Below are 16455 nucleotides of genomic sequence, written 5' to 3'. Positions count from 1 at the left end.
GCCGATCAGCGGGGGGCGGGGGCTGCGTACGTGATGCGCGTCGCAGTCGGGTCGTACAGGGGTGCTATTCCACCGACTTGTCCTTGAACGGCGCCTTGCGGCCGCAGATCGCGGGCCAGTCCTTCGCCACGATGTTGGCGCACCAGATCTCGCCGCGGTCCGGGTGCTGCTTCCACAGCTTGACCTGGACGTCCGCGCAGTCCTTGTTCGGGGCGAAGCGCGGGCACTTGCCGTTCGGCAGCTTGATGTTGTGCGCGCGCCAGGCGTCGAGGCCCATGAGGTCGGTGTCCTCGTGGGTCGGCATGTAGCGGTTGACCGACCAGGAGGCGCCCATGGTGGCGAACAGTGCGACCGCGCACACCATGCCCGCCGAGAGCTGACGGATCGTCCGCCGCGGAACGACCCGCGCCGACGGGGCGGCGGAGGCCGGGCGCAGGGTCCGCTCCGTCCAGCCCGAGCCCCGCTGGACCGCCACCATCACACCGAGGACGGCCAGGATCATCAGCGCGTACATGATGATCCAGGTGGTCCGCGGGAAGAGCTGGACCGCCTTGTCCTGCGCCATGTGCGAGGCGAACCAGAAGCGGGCCAGCCAGGCGCCCGCGAGGACCGCCGCCGCGGTACGGACCATGATGTTCCGCAGGCCGAGGCCGACTCCGAGGCCCACGCCGAGGATCAGCAGCAGCGCGAACCCGGTCTGGCCCGCCATCTCGCCGGAGACCGGCCACTGGTTGTACTTGATGTAGCCCGTCCGGTCGGAGATCCAGCCCAGGACGTACCCGGGGTCCGCGTACACCCCGAGGTAGGCGTACCGGTCCGGGGTCTGCGATCCCAGCCGCGCCATCTGGTAGAGGAGCGGGGCGCCGATGATCCCGGCGGTGACCAGGACGGAGCCGACGAACAGCGCCGCCCGCTTCACCGCGGGGGCGCCGGCCCGCCACGGGAAGAGGAAGAGGAAGAGGACGGCGGCGCCGGGCGCGGCCCAGACGTACCAGCCCGAGTACCAGAGGAAGAGCGCGCCGAAGACCGCGCCGAGGGCCGTGCCCCGCAGCACCAGGGACTTCGGGGTGCGGCCGGCCGACCGGCGCAGCTCACGGAAGAGGTACCCGAGGAGCGGCAGCAGCACGATCATCACGACGTGGCTGTACGGGCGGATCGGGTCGAGGAAGAGCACGGCCGCCGGGACGGCGATCAGCAGCGCCCAGAAGGGGCGCAGCAGCAGGCGCCAGGACAGGTACGCCATCGGGCCGACCAGGGCGCTGCAGACGATCTGCAGGTCGTGCAGGGCGAAGCCGGCGGTGCCGAGGCCGTCGTAGCGGACCTTGGCCCACAGGGCGATGAGCGCCGGGAAGGCGGGCGGGTAGATGCCCGACATGCCCTCGCCCGACAGGAACGAGTTGGCCATCTCCACCAGGACGCTCGGGTCGCCCTCCTGCCCGCCGAGCGGGTACGGGGTGCCGCGCAGCGCGACGACCACGCCGCCGGCCACGATGCCCGTGGCGAGCCCGGCCAGGGCTGCGCAGACCAGCCGCTTGACCAGCGCGTGGCGCCGGACCGAGCCGCGGTGGGCCGTGTAGAGCAGCAGTCCGAGCAGCGGGAGTCCGAGGACGGCCGCGTGCAGCTGGAGCCTGGCGAGTCCGCTGACCTGGCCCAGGCGGTTCATCGGGTTGACGCCGATGTGCCGGCTCAGCAGCGTGTACCCGAGGGCTGCCACCAGGCTGACGACCACCTCGGCCAGGATCTGCACCCACCGACGGGACAACCACCCCCCGCTCCGCGAAGGGGCGGGGTGGCTCTCGCCCTGCGCCGGTTCGCCAGGACGCCGGGCCGGGGCGTCGGCTTCGCCGACCGCCTCGGGGGCCAGGTGTGTCATCTCGGTCCGTTTCGTGGTGGGCGGGGTCTGATCAGTTCTGGCCGGAGGTGAAGGCGTGCTTGGCCAGGGTGCGGGCGCCCTCCTTGTTGCCGCTGCGCAGGGCTCCGGGGAGCATCGTCAGCGCGTGCAGCCGGGAGGCGCTGTGGAAGCGCGCGGCGCGCGCCGCCTTCGGCCAGCCGCGGGCGTCCATACGGGCGGCCACCGCGGAGAAGTAGCGCTCGGCCTCGGCGAAGCGGGTGCCGGAGAAGGCCTGTACCGACGACTCGCTGACGGCGTGCCGGCGGTACTGGAAGACGGTCGTCGAGTTGTCGACGACCATCTGCTCCCCGCCTTCGAGCAGGTCGACCACGAGCGCGAGGTCCTGGATGACGGAGTAGTCGTCCCGGAAGTTCACCTTGCGCAGCACCTCGCCGCGCCAGGCGATCGACGGGAAGTAGAGCCAGTTGCCGCGCAGCACGCTGGCGGCCAGCTCCTCCCCGCCCATCAGGCGGCGGCCCTTCACCTGCGGCGCGTACAGCCGCTTCTTGGTGTTGTCGGCGAGGCCGCCCTGGGTGACCTGGCCGGTGCCGTCGATGACCTCGACGCCCGGCTGGACCATGCCGGTGCCCGGGTGGGCCTCGACGATCGCGCGGACGGTCTCCAGGTAGTGCGGGTGCAGCACGTCGTCGCAGCCCATGATGACCACGTGGTCGGCCTCGGAGAGCCGCACGCACTTCTGGAAGTTCTTGGTGATGCCGAGGTTCTGCTCGTTGCGCGTGTAGTGCACGCGGTCGTCGCCGAGCGCGGCGAACCAGCCCGGCACGTCGGGCTCCTTGCCGTCGTCGATCACGACGAGGCGGAAGTCCCGGTCCGTCTGCGCGAGGACGCTGCGGACGGCGTCCTGCATCAGCTGCACGTCCCCGTAGTAGGGGAGCATGAAGTCGAAGGTCACCATGGAACGTCAGGCCTTCACGGAGTCGGAGTCGGCGTCCGCCGTGACGACCGCCTCGGCGCCGGGCTCGACGCTCAGGCGCTCGTCGTTGTGCCGCATGCCCTCGTTGATGGCCACGGTCCGGGCGAGGTCGGTGATCTTCTTCTCCAGCGAGCGGAACCGCAGGAAGGTGTTGAGCGTGAGGAAGCCCATCGCGAGGACCATCACGTAGAGCACCAGGTCGGTGCCGCGGCCGACGCCGAGCTGGTGCGCGAGCCAGGTGACGTCCGTCGGGCGGAGCACCGCGTACACGTTGACGAGGACGAACAGCGAGAACGCGATGCGCTTCCAGGCCCGGTTCTTCGCCTGGCTCCACGTGCGGATGAACACCAGGGCCATCGACACGGAGCCGACGATCAGGACGAGCTGGATCCAGAAGTACTTCATCGACGCCCACGCTCCCGCAGCGAAATGTCAAAGATGATGTTCACGCCGTTGATGAGGGACTGGCCCTTGGAGCGCGAGTATTCGGTGTAGAGGATGTCCACCGGGACCTCGGTGACCCGCAGGTCGGAGCCCGCCAGGAAACCGACGAGCTCGGACGCGTGCGCCATGCCGTTCATGGTGATGTTCAGCTGCTCGGCGGCCTTGCGGCTCAGGACGCGCAGACCGTTGTGCGCGTCGGTGAGCTTGAGCTTGCGGGCGGTCGGGCTGACGGCGGCGGCCGTACGCAGCACGACCTGCTTGATCCACGGCACCTGGCCGTTCTGCTCGATGAAGCGGGAACCGAGCACGACGTCGGCCTCGTCCCGCCGCAGCACGCCGACCATCGTCTCGACGTCCTTGGTCTGGTGCTGGCCGTCGGCGTCGAAGGTCGCGAAGTAGCGGGCGCCGGGCTGGGCGAGCGCGTACTTCAGACCGGTCTGGAGGGCCGCGCCCTGACCGAGGTTGACCGGGTGGCGGACCAGGTGGGCGCCCGTGGTGGCTATGTGCTCGGCCGAGTCGTCGGTGCTGCCGTCGTCGACGACGACGATGTTGGGGAACGTCTTGCGGGCCCCCTCGACCACCTCGGCGATCACCTGGCCCTCGTTATAGGCCGGTATGACCAGCCAGACATCGTCGTATTGGGACACGGTAGCTCCAGCGGAAAGTGGCACGTACGAGTGCTCGGTGATCGGTGTGGCGTCGTGGGCCGGCATGGTCATCTCCCGACCGCGCCCACGCCCGGGGCGTCGGTCTCGGCCGTCTGCCGGGGGGCTTCACCGGCTGCGGCCGCGGCTCCGGAGAAGCTCAGCCTGAGGGCTGTCAGCATAGCGAGCACGGTGGCGGTGGAGCCCAGGGCGTAGGCGACGATCACGCGCATCGACACCTCGCCGGGGATCAGGGTGATGCCCGCCAGGACCGCGGTGCCGAGGGCCCAGGAGAGCAACTGCAGGTTGTGCCGCTTGAATACCATGAGCGCCTGTCCCAGAACCATCGCGAACATGTACGCGGCGGTGCCTGCGGACAGCAGGAAGAAGTCGAAGCGTCCCAGCACCGGGTCCTGGATGCCGAACAGCACCTCGATGAGCCACGGGCCGAGGACCGTGGCGGGCACTCCGCCGAGCAGACCGAGCGCTGCGACGACCATGGCGATCCGGCGCAGCATCGCCCAGAAGGCCACGCGGTCGCCGGCGGTGAAGGCTGCGGTCAGGCCGCTGAGCAGCGAGGCCTGGAGCGAGCCGAAGACGAAGAGCGGCACCCGCGCGAGGACGGTCGCGCTCATCAGCGCCGCGATCAGCGCGCTGTCGGACGGAGCCAGCAGCTTGGTGCTCATCACGGCCGCGTTCACGACCAGTTGGGACAGCAGGGTCGCGCAGACCAGCAGGCCGAGGCCGCCCGTCAGGTCGCGCCAGGCGATCTGCTCGCCCGGGCCGACGGCGCGCAGCAGCGCGGGCAGCGTCACCAGCGTCGCGACGACGGGCGCGACGGCCAGGATGAGGCTGAAGGCCAGGGCCGAGTGCAGCCCGAGGAGGGCGCAGCCGAAGGCGAGCACGATCCGCAGGCCGCCGTCGACGGCGAGCTGGGTGCCGTACGCGCCGAAGCGGCCGAGCCCGGCCAGCACACCGCGGGTGAGGTAGCAGACGGCCATGCCGGCGAAGGCCCCGCCGAGCGCCGCCACCAGGGCGCGGTCCCCGTGGAACAGCAGGTCGGCGAGGGGGCCGGCGCCGAGGCCGAGGACCAGCAGGGTCGCGCCGAGGACGCCCGCGGTGAGCAGGCCGGCGCGGAGCAGCACCGGGGCCGCGCCCTGGCCGAGGACCACGCGGGCGGAGACGATCCGGGTGAGCTCCTGCTCCAGGGGGAAGAAGATGCCGATGCCGAGGGACATCACGATCGTCCACAGCACCGAGACGTTGGCATAGCCCGCGTCGGACAGGCTGTGGCCGGCCACGCCGAGGTGGGCGTAGGACGCGGCGCCGAGCACGACGGTGCCGCCGGCCACCGCGACGGTGCCCGGCGGCAGCGCCGCGGTCAGCTTGTTCAGCAGGGTTCTCATCCCGCGCGGCCGTCCCGGGCCGCCTTCGCGAGTGCGGCGAAGCCGGGGGTGGCGAGCGCCTGGGTCAGCTGTTCGCGCCAGTCGGGGAGCGGCTCCAGGCCGGCCTCCTCCTTCCAGGCGTCGTGCGCGAGCACGCTGAAGGCGGGACGGGCCGCGGGGCGGACGAACGCCTCGGACGTGGTCGGCCGGATCCGCTCGGGGTCCAGACCGCTCAGCCGGTAGGTCTCGCGGGCGAGCCCCATCCAGGTGGTCCGGCCGCTCGCGGTGCCGTGGTAGATCCCGCCCATGGCCCGGCCCTTGAGGGCGGCCAGGCCGAGGTCGACCAGGTGGCGGGCCAGCGCGTAGGACCACGTGGGCTGACCGTGCTGGTCGTCGACCACGTCGAGGGTGTCGCGCTGGGCGGCCAGCTTCAGCATGGTGGCGACGAAGTTGGGGCCGTGCTCGCCGTACAGCCAGGCCGTCCGTACGACGTATCCGTCCTGCGGCAGCAGCTCGGTGACGGCCTGCTCGCCGACCAGCTTGGAACGCCCGTAGGCGTTGACCGGGCCGGTCTCGGCGTCCTCGCGGTACGGCTCCGAGGCGTCGCCGGGCAGCACGTAGTCGGTGGAGACGTGGACCAGGCGCACGTGGGCGTCGGCGCACGCCCCGGCGAGGACGCGCACGGCGGCGCCGTTGACGGCGGTCGCGGCCTCCTCGGCGGTCTCGGCGCCGTCCACGTCCGTCCAGGCGGCGCAGTTCACTACCACGGTGACGCCCTCGACCGCGGCCCGGACGGCGGCCGGGTCGGTGATGTCGAGGTCGGCACGGCGCAGGCCCACGGCCTCGATCCCGGCGCGCTCCAGGACGGTCAGGACGTCCTGGCCGAGCATCCCGCCGGCGCCGGTGACGAGCCAGCGGCCGGCCAGTGAGTTGGTGCTCACTTCTGCAGGGCCGCCTTCGCCTTCAGCGGCTCCCACCAGGCGCGGTTCTCGCGGTACCAGTCGATGGTGGCCCTGATGCCGTCCTCGAAGGTGACCTGCGGGGCGTAGCCCAGCTCGGCACCGATCTTGCTGATGTCGATGGAGTAGCGCAGGTCGTGGCCCTTGCGGTCCTCGACGTGCTCGACCATGTCCCAGCCCAGGCCCGCGGCCTCCAGCAGGACACCGGTGAGCTCCTTGTTGGTGAGCTCGGTGCCGCCGCCGATGTTGTAGACCTCGCCGGCCCGGCCCCCCCGCATGGCCAGGTCGATGCCGCGGCAGTGGTCGGAGACGTGCAGCCAGTCGCGGACGTTGCCGCCGTTGCCGTACAGCGGGACCTTCTTGCCGTCCATCAGGTTCGAGACGAACAGCGGGATGACCTTCTCCGGGAACTGGTAGTGCCCGTAGTTGTTGGAGCAGCGGGTGACCACCACGTCCATGCCGTGCGTGCGCGCGTAGGCCAGCGCCAGCAGGTCGGAGGACGCCTTGGAGGCGGAGTACGGGGAGTTGGGCACCAGCGGCCACTCCTCGGTCCAGGAACCCTCGGTGATGGAGCCGTAGACCTCGTCGGTGGAGATGTGGACGAAGCGGCCGACGCCGTGCTTGCGGGCGGCGTCCAGCAGCACCTGGGTACCGACGACGTTCGTCATGACGAAGGGGCCCGCACCGGCGATCGAACGGTCCACGTGGGACTCGGCGGCGAAGTGCACGACCACGTCGTGGCCGGCCATCACCTGGTCGACGGCCTCGGCGTCGCAGATGTCGCCCTGCACGAAGCGGTATCCGCAGTGGCCCGCGACCGGGGCGAGGTTGGCCTCGACGCCCGAGTAGGTCAGCTTGTCGAAGACGGTGATCTGCGCCGTGGCGTCTGCACCGAGCTGCTGGCGGACGAATTCTGAACCGATGAAGCCGGCGCCGCCGGTCACGAGGATGCGCATAATACGAAGAGTCTAGCCGCCTGCCGAACGTCACACGCCGGACGGTCGGACCGCCCCGGCCCTCTCGCATAGGGTTCACCCATGCGTGGAATCCTTTTGGCCGGTGGCACCGGATCGCGACTCTGGCCGCTGACTCGGGCCGTCTCGAAGCAGCTGCTGCCCGTCTTCGACAAGCCGATGATCTACTACCCGCTCTCCACCCTGGTGATGGCGGGCATCAGCGAGATCCTGATCATCACCACCCCTGAGGACCGTGACCAGTTCGAGCGTCTGCTCGGCGACGGTTCGCAGTTCGGACTGCGGCTGGAGTACGCCGTCCAGGAGCGCCCGGAGGGCATCGCCCAGGCGTTCGTGCTCGGCGCCGACTTCATCGGCGACGAGTCCGTCGCGCTGATCCTCGGCGACAACATCTTCCACGGCAGCGGCCTCGGCACCCGCCTCGCCCAGCACACCGACGCCAAGGGCGGCCGCGTGTTCGCGTACCCGGTGGCGGACCCGACCGCCTACGGCGTCGTGGAGTTCGACGAGAAGGGCCAGGCCATCTCCATCGAGGAGAAGCCGGTCAAGCCCAAGTCCCGCTACGCGGTGCCGGGTCTGTACTTCTACGACAACCAGGTCGTCGAGATAGCCAGGGGTCTTGAGCCCAGCGCCCGCGGCGAGCTGGAGATCACCGCCGTCAACGACGCGTACCTCCAGGCCGGCGAACTGAACGTCACCATCCTGGACCGCGGTACCGCCTGGCTCGACACCGGCACCTTCGTCTCGATGGTCCAGGCCTCCGAGTTCGTCCGCGTGATCGAGGAGCGCCAGGGCTTCAAGATCGGCTGCATCGAGGAGGCGGCCTGGCGGGCCGGCCTGATCGACTCCGCCCAGCTGCGCGCGCTCGCCGAGCCGCTGACCAAGAGCGGCTACGGCACGTACCTGCTGGCCCTGCTCGACGAGGCGGAGGGCCAGTGAAGTTCCGCGAGCTCTCCATCGCGGGCGCCTTCGAGGTGACCCCGCAGCTGCACGGCGACCCGCGCGGCCTGTTCACCGAGTGGTACCGCTTCGACCGGCTGGCGGAGGTCGTCGGCCACCCGCTGAACCTGGCGCAGGCGAACCTCTCCGTCTCCGCCGCCGGCGTGGTCCGCGGCATCCACTTCGCCGACGTGCCGCGCGGCCAGGCCAAGTACGTGACCTGCGTGCGCGGCGCCGTGCTCGACGTCATCGTCGACCTCCGGGTGGGCTCCCCCACCTTCGGCAGGTGGGAGGGCGTCCGCCTCGACGACGTCGACCGCCGCGCCGTCTACATCCCCGAGGGCCTCGGCCACGGCTTCTGCGCCCTGACCGACGACGCGACCCTGTCGTACCTGTGCTCGGAGACGTACAACCCGACGGGCGAGCACTCGGTGCACCCGCTCGACCCGGACCTGGGCATCGAGTGGCCGGCCGACGTCCCGCAGCTGTCCGCGCGCGACGAGGCCGCCCCGTCGCTGGCCGAGGCCATCGCGACCGGGCTGCTGCCCGACCACGCCGCCTGCATCGAGTTCACCGAGTCCCTGCGCGCGAACTGACGCACCGCCACTCCGTACGGGAAGGGCCGCACCCACCGCTTGGGTGCGGCCCTTCCCGCGTACCCGCAGCACGTCCGCCGCGGGTCCGGCAACGCCGAAGGGCCCCGCCCCACCGCCGAAGCGATGGGCCGGGGCCCTCCAGTGCAACATGGTGCCCGTCAACGGGCTACCGGGTCAGAGCACGAATTACTTCGTGATCTTGGTGACCTGGCCGGCGCCCACGGTACGACCACCCTCACGGATGGCGAACTTCAGGCCCTCCTCCATGGCGACCGGCTGGATCAGCGCGACCGACATCTCGGTGTTGTCGCCCGGCATGACCATCTCCGTGCCGGCCGGCAGGGTGACGACACCCGTGACGTCCGTGGTACGGAAGTAGAACTGCGGACGGTAGTTGTTGAAGAACGGGGTGTGACGGCCACCCTCGTCCTTCGACAGGATGTAGGCCTGGGCCTCGAACTCGGTGTGCGGGGTGACCGAACCCGGCTTGATGATGACCTGGCCGCGCTCGACGTCCTCGCGCTTGATGCCACGGAGGAGCAGACCGACGTTCTCACCGGCCTGGCCCTCGTCGAGCAGCTTGCGGAACATCTCGATACCGGTGACCGTGGTGGTGGTCTTCTCTTCCTTGATACCGATGATGTCGACGGTCTCGTTGACCTTCAGGACACCACGCTCGATACGGCCGGTGACGACCGTACCGCGACCGGTGATCGTGAAGACGTCCTCGACGGGCATGAGGAACGGCTTCTCGGTGTCACGCGGCGGGGTCGGGATGGCCTCGTCGACGGCGGTCATGAGGCCGAGGAGCTTCTCGCCCCACTCCTTGTCGCCCTCGAGCGCCTTCAGCGCGGAGACGCGGACGACCGGCAGGTCGTCGCCCGGGAACTCGTACTCGGAGAGCAGCTCACGGACCTCGAGCTCGACGAGCTCCAGGATCTCCTCGTCGTCCACCATGTCGGCCTTGTTCAGGGCGACGACGATGTACGGAACGCCGACCTGGCGGGCCAGGAGCACGTGCTCCTTGGTCTGCGGCATCGGGCCGTCGGTGGCGGCGACCACGAGGATGGCGCCGTCCATCTGCGCGGCACCGGTGATCATGTTCTTGATGTAGTCCGCGTGACCCGGGCAGTCGACGTGGGCGTAGTGACGCGCCTCGGTCTGGTACTCGACGTGCGCGATGGAGATGGTGATACCGCGCTGGCGCTCCTCAGGAGCCTTGTCGATCTGGTCGAAGGCCGAGGCCTCGTTCAGGTCCGGGTACGCGTCGTGCAGCACCTTGGTAATGGCGGCCGTGAGGGTCGTCTTACCGTGGTCAATGTGACCGATGGTGCCGATGTTGACGTGCGGCTTAGTCCGCTCGAACTTCGCCTTCGCCACGGGGGTCCTCCTGGAGAGTGGTTCTGTACGCCTTACAGATCGGCGCCAGGTGATCTTTGCTGGAAAGCCGGCCGGTCCCCGGGGCAACGGGAGTGGCTCCTGTTGCCCCAGAGGCTGCCGGTGACAAGCCTAAAGCGTGTACTCCGAAGAGTTACTCGCCCTTGGCCTTCGCGATGATCTCCTCGGCGACGTTCCGGGGAACCTCGGCGTAGGAGTCGAACTGCATCGAGTAGCTGGCGCGACCCGAGGTCTTGCTGCGGAGGTCGCCGACGTAGCCGAACATCTCCGACAGGGGCACGAGGCCCTTGACGATCTTGGCTCCGTGACGGTCCTCCATGGCCTGGATCTGGCCACGGCGGGAGTTGATGTCACCGATGACATCACCCATGGACTCCTCGGGCGTGGTGACCTCAACGGCCATCATCGGCTCGAGCAGAACGGGCGACGCCTTGCGCGCGGCCTCCTTGAAGGCCTGCGAACCGGCGATCTTGAAGGCGAGCTCGGAGGAGTCGACCTCGTGGTAGCCACCGTCGAGAAGCGTGACGCGGACGCCCGTCATCTCGTAGCCGGCCAGGATGCCGAACTGCATGGCCTCCTGCGCACCCGCGTCCACCGAAGGGATGTACTCCTTCGGCACACGACCGCCGGTGACCTTGTTCACGAACTCGTACGCCGGGCCGTCGGCCTCGGTGATGGGCTCGATCGCGATCTGCACCTTGGCGAACTGACCGGTACCACCGGTCTGCTTCTTGTGGGTGTAGTCGTGACGCTCGACGGCCTTGCGGATCGTCTCGCGGTACGCGACCTGCGGCTTGCCGACGTTGGCCTCGACCTTGAACTCGCGCTTCATACGGTCGACCAGCACCTCGAGGTGCAGCTCGCCCATACCGCCGAGGATGGTCTGGCCCGTCTCCTCGTCCGAGTGAACGTGGAAGGAGGGGTCCTCCTCCGCGAGACGCTGGATGGCGACACCCAGCTTCTCCTGGTCACCCTTGGACTTGGGCTCGATGGCGACCTGGATGACCGGAGCCGGGAAGTCCATGGACTCCAGGATCACGGGCTGCTTGTCGTCGCACAGCGTCTCACCGGTGGTGGTCTGCTTCAGGCCCATCACGGCGACGATGTCGCCGGCGCCCACCGAGTCGATCTCCTCACGCTTGTTCGCGTGCATGCGGTAGATCTTGCCGATGCGCTCCTTCTTGCCCTTGACGGAGTTCAGCACCGCGGTGCCGGCCTCCAGGCGGCCCGAGTAAACCCGGACGAAGGTGAGCTTACCGAGGTGCGGGTCGCTCATGATCTTGAACGCGAGCGCGGCGAGGGGCTCCTCGTCGGACGGCTTGCGCTTCACGACCGTCTCGGCGTCGCGGACGTCGTGGCCCTCGATGGCCTCGATGTCCAGCGGCGACGGCAGGTAGCGGACGACGGCGTCGAGCAGGGGCTGAACGCCCTTGTTCTTGAACGCCGTGCCACAGAACACCGCGGTGATCGTGGGCTCGCCCTTGCCCTTGCCGGAGCCGAGGATGATGCGACGGACAGCGGCGTGCAGCTGCTCCTCGGTGGGCTCGATGCCCTCGAGGAAGAGCTCCATCATCTCTTCGTCGTTCTCGGCGACGGTCTCGACGAGCTTGCCGCGCCACTCTTCAGCGGCCTCGGTGTGGCTGGCCGGGATGTCGATGACGTCGTACATCTCGCCCTTGGTCGCCTCGGCGGACCAGACGAGCGCCTTCATGCGGACGAGGTCGACGACACCCTGGAAGTCGGCCTCGGCACCGATGGGGAGCTGCATGACGATCGGGACGGCGCCGAGGCGGTCCGTGATCATGTCGACGCAGCGGTGGAACTCGGCGCCGGTGCGGTCGAGCTTGTTGACGAAGCAGATGCGCGGGACGCCGTAGCGGTCCGCCTGACGCCAGACGGTCTCGGACTGCGGCTCCACGCCGGCCACACCGTCGAAGACGGTGACGGCGCCGTCGAGCACGCGGAGCGAACGCTCCACCTCGACGGTGAAGTCGACGTGACCCGGGGTGTCGATGATGTTGATGGTGTGGTCAACATCCTCGAGCGGCCAGTGACAGGTGGTGGCGGCAGACGTGATGGTGATACCACGCTCCTGCTCCTGCTCCATCCAGTCCATCGTGGCGGCGCCGTCGTGGACCTCACCGATCTTGTAAGACACACCGGTGTAGAACAGGATGCGCTCGGTGGTGGTCGTCTTGCCCGCGTCGATGTGGGCCATGATGCCGATGTTGCGCACCTTGGCCAGGTCAAGCGAAGTGGTAGCCATAAGGCTTCGGTCTTCTCTCGGTCTCGATGTGGGTTGCGACTACCAGCGGTAGTGCGCGAAGGCCTTGTTGGACTCGGCCATCTTGTGCGTGTCCTCGCGCTTCTTGACGGCAGCGCCAAGACCGTTGGAGGCGTCGAGCAGCTCGTTCATGAGGCGCTCGGTCATGGTCTTCTCACGGCGGGCGCGGGAGTAACCCACGAGCCAGCGCAGCGCCAGGGTCGACTGGCGACCCGGCTTGACCTCGACGGGGACCTGGTAGGTCGCGCCACCGACACGGCGGGACTTGACCTCGAGGGACGGCTTGACGTTCTCCAGCGCGCGCTTCAGCGTGATGACCGGGTCGTTGCCGGTCTTCTCGCGGAGGCCTTCCATGGCGCCGTAGACGATGCGCTCGGCGGTGGAGCGCTTGCCGTTCAGGAGGATCTTGTTGATGAGCGACGTCACCAGAGGAGATGCGTAGACCGGGTCGATGATGACCGGGCGCTTCGGGGCGGGGCCCTTACGAGGCATTCTTACTTCTCCTTCTTGGCGCCGTAGCGGCTGCGGGCCTGCTTGCGGTTCTTGACAGCCTGGGTGTCAAGCGCACCGCGGATGATCTTGTAACGAACACCCGGCAGGTCCTTCACACGGCCACCACGCACGAGCACGATGGAGTGCTCCTGCAGGTTGTGTCCCTCACCCGGAATGTAAGCGGTGACCTCGATGCCGGAGGTCAGACGCACACGCGCGACCTTACGGAGCGCCGAGTTCGGCTTCTTCGGGGTGGTCGTGAACACACGCGTGCAGACACCACGACGCTGGGGCGAGGCCTCAAGCGCGGGAGTCTTTGTCTTCTCGACCTTGTCCTGCCGGCCCTTACGGACCAGCTGCTGGATCGTAGGCACTACTTCTCCGGTTTCTGTGTGCCGTGTAGTGAAGCTAACCTGGAACTTTGCCGACCCACGCGGTCGGGTGTGTCGGACCCTGCACACTTCCACCGAGGTGAGAGAGGCACGGATCGCGGTGTGGTCTTCTCGGCTCACCGCGGGTCTGAGGCGCACGCGGGAGCCCAGGGCACACCCCAGGCACAAGGTCAGAGCGTACCTACCTCACAGAGGTAGGTCAAAACAAATGCCCAGCACGAAAACCCGCCGCGCGCAAGCGGGACGGGGGCCGTTCAGCCCGGCGGCCCGCCCCGGCACCCTAAACTGACAGCTTGCCCGGGCCGGGGCGCCCGCGAGTCGATCAGCAGGGAGCAGCACATTGGGGACCGTGGCACCCGAGCCGACCACAGTCGACGCCCGGCCCCCCGCTCCGGACCACCCCTCGGACGCCCGCCGGTCCCTCGGCCGGTCCGTCCGCCGCTCGACCCGCCCGCGCGGTCCCCTGCTGGCCTTCCTGCTGACCACGACGGCCTTCTGCGCGGCCTGGGCGGCGCGCGGCACCTTCCCCTTCGGCAACACCGGGCGGGCCGTCAACGACCAGGCCAACCAGTACGTGCCCTTCCACCGGGCGCTGTGGGACCTGGTCCACGGGCAGGCCGCCGGGGACCTGTTCTTCACCTGGCGCGGCGGATTCGGACAGCAGTCCCTGTCCGATTACCACACCTACCTCGGCAACCCGTTCTCCTGGCTGGCCGTGCTCGTCCCGCGCGACCACGTCGACCTCGCCGTCTTCGCGGTCACCCCGGTCACGATGGGCACCGCCGCCGCCGTGATGACCGTGTACCTCGGCAAGCTGCACGCCGGCCCGTGGTGGCAGCGGGGCGTGCTGGGAGCGACGTACGGGCTGTGCGGCTGGGCCCTCAGCGACGCCTCGTACATCCCGATGTGGCTCTGGGGCCTGGTCGCCCTCCCGATGCTCGGCATCGCCGTCGAGTGGTGCCTGGAGGGGCGCCGCTGGCCTGGCGCGGCCCTGCTGGTCGCGCTCGCCTGGTTCGGGAACTTCTACACCGCGATGATGGCCACGATGGCCGCCTGCGTCCTGCTGGCGGTCCGCCTGGCCACCCGGGACACGACGGCCCGGAACCGGCTGCTGGCCCTGTGGCGGGCCGCGACGGCCGCCGGGACCGGCATCCTGCTCACGCTCCCGCTGCTGCTGCCCTCGTTCCTGTCCAGCGGCGCTGCGCAGCCCACCAGGGCCGCCGCCTTCGACCCCGTACGGATCGAGGTCTTCTTCGCGGGCATGCTGCCGGCCACGCACCTGTGGGGCGGCCGCCCCCGGCTCTACGTGGCCTCGCTCGGCCTGATCCTGGCCGGCTCCTTCCTCCTCAACACCTCCGTCGCGCGCCGCACCCGCCTGGTCTGGGGGGCCGCGACCGCACTGGTGCTGGCCTCCTTCCAGTTCCCGCCCACGCAGTACGTCTGGCACGGGCTGGCGGTGCCGAACGGCAACCCGTACCGCGAGACCTTCGTGTTCAGCGCGATGGTGGTGGTCATGGCCTGGCTGGCGCTGGCCAACCGGCCGCGCCCGCGGCACCTGGCACTGATGGCCGGCCTGCTGGTCGCGGCCGCCTTCGTGCTGCGCCGCACCGACGACTTCGGCGGCTGGACCTGGCCGGCGGTGCTCGGCGGCGGGGCCGTCTCCCTGCTGGCGCTGGTCCTGCTGCGGCTCGGCGACAAGCGCCGCTTCCTGGTCCCGGTGGCCGCCGTGCTGATGATCGGCGTCGTCCTCGCCGAGTCGGCCGCGGCCGCCGCCGGCGCCGACGCCCGCCGGGCCCGCGAGCGCTGGGCGAAGCCGATCCCCACCTCGAACGGGTCGATCGCCCGGCACTTCGACGCCGTCCGCGGCGTCGAGGACTGGCCCGCCCACCGCACCGACTCGGGCGCGCCGCAGACCTCGTACAACGACGCCCTGGCGCTCCGCGCGGAGGGCCCGCAGTACTACAGCAGCTACCTCCCCGAGGCCACCTACAAGGCCCTGGAGCCCCTCGGCTACGGCTTCAAGAACGACGGCCGGACCTTCTTCGGCGCCGACAACCCGGTGCTCGACGCGATCTTCTCGATCGGTGCGCGGGTCCGCCCGGGGGCCGCCCCGGGCAGCTGGACGGCCGAGCGGTTCCCGGCGCCTGCGCTGGTCACCGTACGCACCGGTGCGTACGCCTCGCCGAACCCGGCGGACAGCGTCTACGCCCGGCAGGAGAACGTCCTGGGCGCCACCGTCTACGAGGTCCCGCACGTCACCCGCGACGGTGACCCCGGGAACCGGACGTACACGGCGCGGTGCCGGCCCGGCTCCGAGGCCTTCTGGTACTCCCCCGGCCTCCACGGCTCCCTCCGCGCCGGCGCCACCGAGAAGCCGCTGGCGGGCGCGGTGACGGGGGTGACCCCGCTCGGCCCCGTCCCCGCCTCCGGCACGGTGGACGTCACCGTGCGGACCCGTACGGAGGGCGCCGACGCGGGCGCCCACCCGCTGGGCTGCCTGGACCGCGCGGCGCTCACCGCCGCCGTCGACCGGCTGAAGGCCACCGGGGCCACCGCGGTCGCGGTCGGCGGCCACTCGATCGGGGCCACCCTCCCGGCGGACACCCGGGGCACGGCGGTCGTCGCCACCACGGCCGTCCCCGGCTGGAGCTGCTCCGCCCCGGTCAGGCCCTTCCACGGCCTCCTGGCCGTGGACCTCCCCCCGGGCACCACCGGGTTCTCCTGCACCTTCACCCCGAAGGGCCTGTACCCCGGCCTGGCCGCCGCCGCCCTGGCCTTCCTGACCCTGACCGCGGTCCCGACCTGGACGCGCCTGCGCCGCCGGCGCTGACCCGCGGTGTGCTCACGGCGGCCGGACGGGCCTGCCGGAGCACCCGACGGACCGCCCCGTGGGAACGGGGAAGCCCCCCGCACTCCTCTCGGAGTGGCGGGGGGCTTCTTCTGACGAGCTCTCAGCCGTTGTACGGGCCGTAGTCGTAGTCCTCCAGCGGGACGGCCTGGCCGGAGCCGGTGCCGAAGGGCGAGTAGTCGATGTCGTCGTAGCCGACGGCCGAGTACATCGCGGCCTTCGCCTCCTCGGTGGGCTCCACCCGGATGTTGCGGTAGCGGGCGAGGCCCGTACCG

At 70.0% G+C, this 16455-nt stretch carries 14 protein-coding genes; 3 read left to right on the top strand and 11 right to left on the bottom strand.

The genetic code is table 11. The annotated features are described in order from the left end of the window. Positions 1–64: 64 nt before the first annotated feature. The 7 genes from ACIPXC_RS27800 to rfbB form a co-directional block, all read right to left on the bottom strand. Positions 65–1747, bottom strand: a complete 1683-nt coding sequence (locus tag ACIPXC_RS27800) for a hypothetical protein (protein ID WP_401623626.1) — start codon at positions 1745–1747, stop codon at positions 65–67. A 157-nt stretch (positions 1748–1904) separates the two neighbouring features. Continuing rightward, positions 1905–2807, bottom strand: coding sequence for a glycosyltransferase family 2 protein (locus tag ACIPXC_RS27795; RefSeq protein ID WP_401623624.1), 903 nt, complete (start codon positions 2805–2807; stop codon positions 1905–1907). A 6-nt stretch (positions 2808–2813) separates the two neighbouring features. After that, the gene (locus ACIPXC_RS27790) at positions 2814–3230 is read right to left on the bottom strand and encodes a DUF2304 domain-containing protein (protein ID WP_401623622.1); all 417 of its coding nucleotides are present in this window, start codon (positions 3228–3230) and stop codon (positions 2814–2816) included. After that, positions 3227–3916: a glycosyltransferase family 2 protein gene (locus ACIPXC_RS27785; protein ID WP_401623620.1), complete on the bottom strand. Its 690-nt coding sequence runs from the start codon at positions 3914–3916 to the stop codon at positions 3227–3229. Before ACIPXC_RS27785 ends, ACIPXC_RS27790 begins: the two co-directional genes overlap by 4 nt. Positions 3917–3984: 68 nt before the next feature. Beyond that, a complete protein-coding gene (locus ACIPXC_RS27780; protein ID WP_401623618.1) occupies positions 3985–5319 on the bottom strand; it encodes a lipopolysaccharide biosynthesis protein in 1335 nt (444 codons plus the stop codon). Continuing rightward, on the bottom strand, positions 5316–6188 hold the full coding sequence (gene rfbD / locus ACIPXC_RS27775; protein ID WP_401623698.1) for a dTDP-4-dehydrorhamnose reductase: 873 nt from the start codon (positions 6186–6188) through the stop codon (positions 5316–5318). Before rfbD ends, ACIPXC_RS27780 begins: the two co-directional genes overlap by 4 nt. 47 nt (positions 6189–6235) lie before the next feature. Then, on the bottom strand, positions 6236–7213 hold the full coding sequence (rfbB, locus tag ACIPXC_RS27770; RefSeq protein WP_401623616.1) for a dTDP-glucose 4,6-dehydratase: 978 nt from the start codon (positions 7211–7213) through the stop codon (positions 6236–6238). Between the two features lie 81 nt (positions 7214–7294). On the opposite strand from rfbB, the gene rfbA reads away from it, so the two are divergent. Next, on the top strand, positions 7295–8170 hold the full coding sequence (gene rfbA / locus ACIPXC_RS27765; RefSeq protein WP_401623615.1) for a glucose-1-phosphate thymidylyltransferase RfbA: 876 nt from the start codon (positions 7295–7297) through the stop codon (positions 8168–8170). Further along, positions 8167–8766, top strand: coding sequence for a dTDP-4-dehydrorhamnose 3,5-epimerase (gene rfbC, locus ACIPXC_RS27760; RefSeq protein ID WP_401623613.1), 600 nt, complete (start codon positions 8167–8169; stop codon positions 8764–8766). Before rfbA ends, rfbC begins: the two co-directional genes overlap by 4 nt. Before the next feature lie 186 nt (positions 8767–8952). On the opposite strand, the gene tuf is transcribed toward rfbC, so the two are convergent. The 4 genes from tuf to rpsL all read right to left on the bottom strand — a co-directional run bounded on the left by tuf (position 8953) and on the right by rpsL (position 13314). Further along, the gene (gene tuf, locus ACIPXC_RS27755) at positions 8953–10146 is read right to left on the bottom strand and encodes an elongation factor Tu (RefSeq protein ID WP_030026472.1); all 1194 of its coding nucleotides are present in this window, start codon (positions 10144–10146) and stop codon (positions 8953–8955) included. A gap of 151 nt (positions 10147–10297) precedes the next feature. Then, a complete protein-coding gene (fusA, locus tag ACIPXC_RS27750; RefSeq protein WP_401623611.1) occupies positions 10298–12430 on the bottom strand; it encodes an elongation factor G in 2133 nt (710 codons plus the stop codon). Between the two features lie 39 nt (positions 12431–12469). Beyond that, a complete protein-coding gene (rpsG, locus tag ACIPXC_RS27745) occupies positions 12470–12940 on the bottom strand; it encodes a 30S ribosomal protein S7 (protein ID WP_007265894.1) in 471 nt (156 codons plus the stop codon). A gap of 2 nt (positions 12941–12942) precedes the next feature. After that, positions 12943–13314, bottom strand: coding sequence for a 30S ribosomal protein S12 (rpsL, locus tag ACIPXC_RS27740; protein ID WP_007265893.1), 372 nt, complete (start codon positions 13312–13314; stop codon positions 12943–12945). A gap of 367 nt (positions 13315–13681) precedes the next feature. On the opposite strand from rpsL, the gene ACIPXC_RS27735 reads away from it, so the two are divergent. Continuing rightward, the gene (locus tag ACIPXC_RS27735) at positions 13682–16162 is read left to right on the top strand and encodes a YfhO family protein (protein WP_401623609.1); all 2481 of its coding nucleotides are present in this window, start codon (positions 13682–13684) and stop codon (positions 16160–16162) included. Positions 16163–16455 lie beyond the last annotated feature (293 nt).

This window comes from Streptomyces sp. NPDC090021 (assembly GCF_044748225.1).
Lineage (GTDB): Bacteria > Actinomycetota > Actinomycetes > Streptomycetales > Streptomycetaceae > Streptomyces.
Note: the sequence above shows the minus strand (reverse complement) of the source record. Positions and strands in the feature narration are given on the sequence as shown.

Excerpts from the sequence above, each read along its gene's own strand:
- ACIPXC_RS27795 (WP_401623624.1), bottom strand. The coding sequence starts at position 2,807 with ATGGTGACCTTCGACTTCATGCTCCCCTACTACGGGGACGTGCAGCTG.
- ACIPXC_RS27790 (WP_401623622.1), bottom strand. The coding sequence starts at position 3,230 with ATGAAGTACTTCTGGATCCAGCTCGTCCTGATCGTCGGCTCCGTGTCG.
- ACIPXC_RS27780 (WP_401623618.1), bottom strand. The coding sequence starts at position 5,319 with ATGAGAACCCTGCTGAACAAGCTGACCGCGGCGCTGCCGCCGGGCACC.
- rfbD (WP_401623698.1), bottom strand. The coding sequence starts at position 6,188 with ATGCTCGGCCAGGACGTCCTGACCGTCCTGGAGCGCGCCGGGATCGAG.
- rfbB (WP_401623616.1), bottom strand. The coding sequence starts at position 7,213 with ATGCGCATCCTCGTGACCGGCGGCGCCGGCTTCATCGGTTCAGAATTC.
- rfbA (WP_401623615.1), top strand. The coding sequence starts at position 7,295 with ATGCGTGGAATCCTTTTGGCCGGTGGCACCGGATCGCGACTCTGGCCG.
- fusA (WP_401623611.1), bottom strand. The coding sequence starts at position 12,430 with ATGGCTACCACTTCGCTTGACCTGGCCAAGGTGCGCAACATCGGCATC.
- rpsG (WP_007265894.1), bottom strand. The coding sequence starts at position 12,940 with ATGCCTCGTAAGGGCCCCGCCCCGAAGCGCCCGGTCATCATCGACCCG.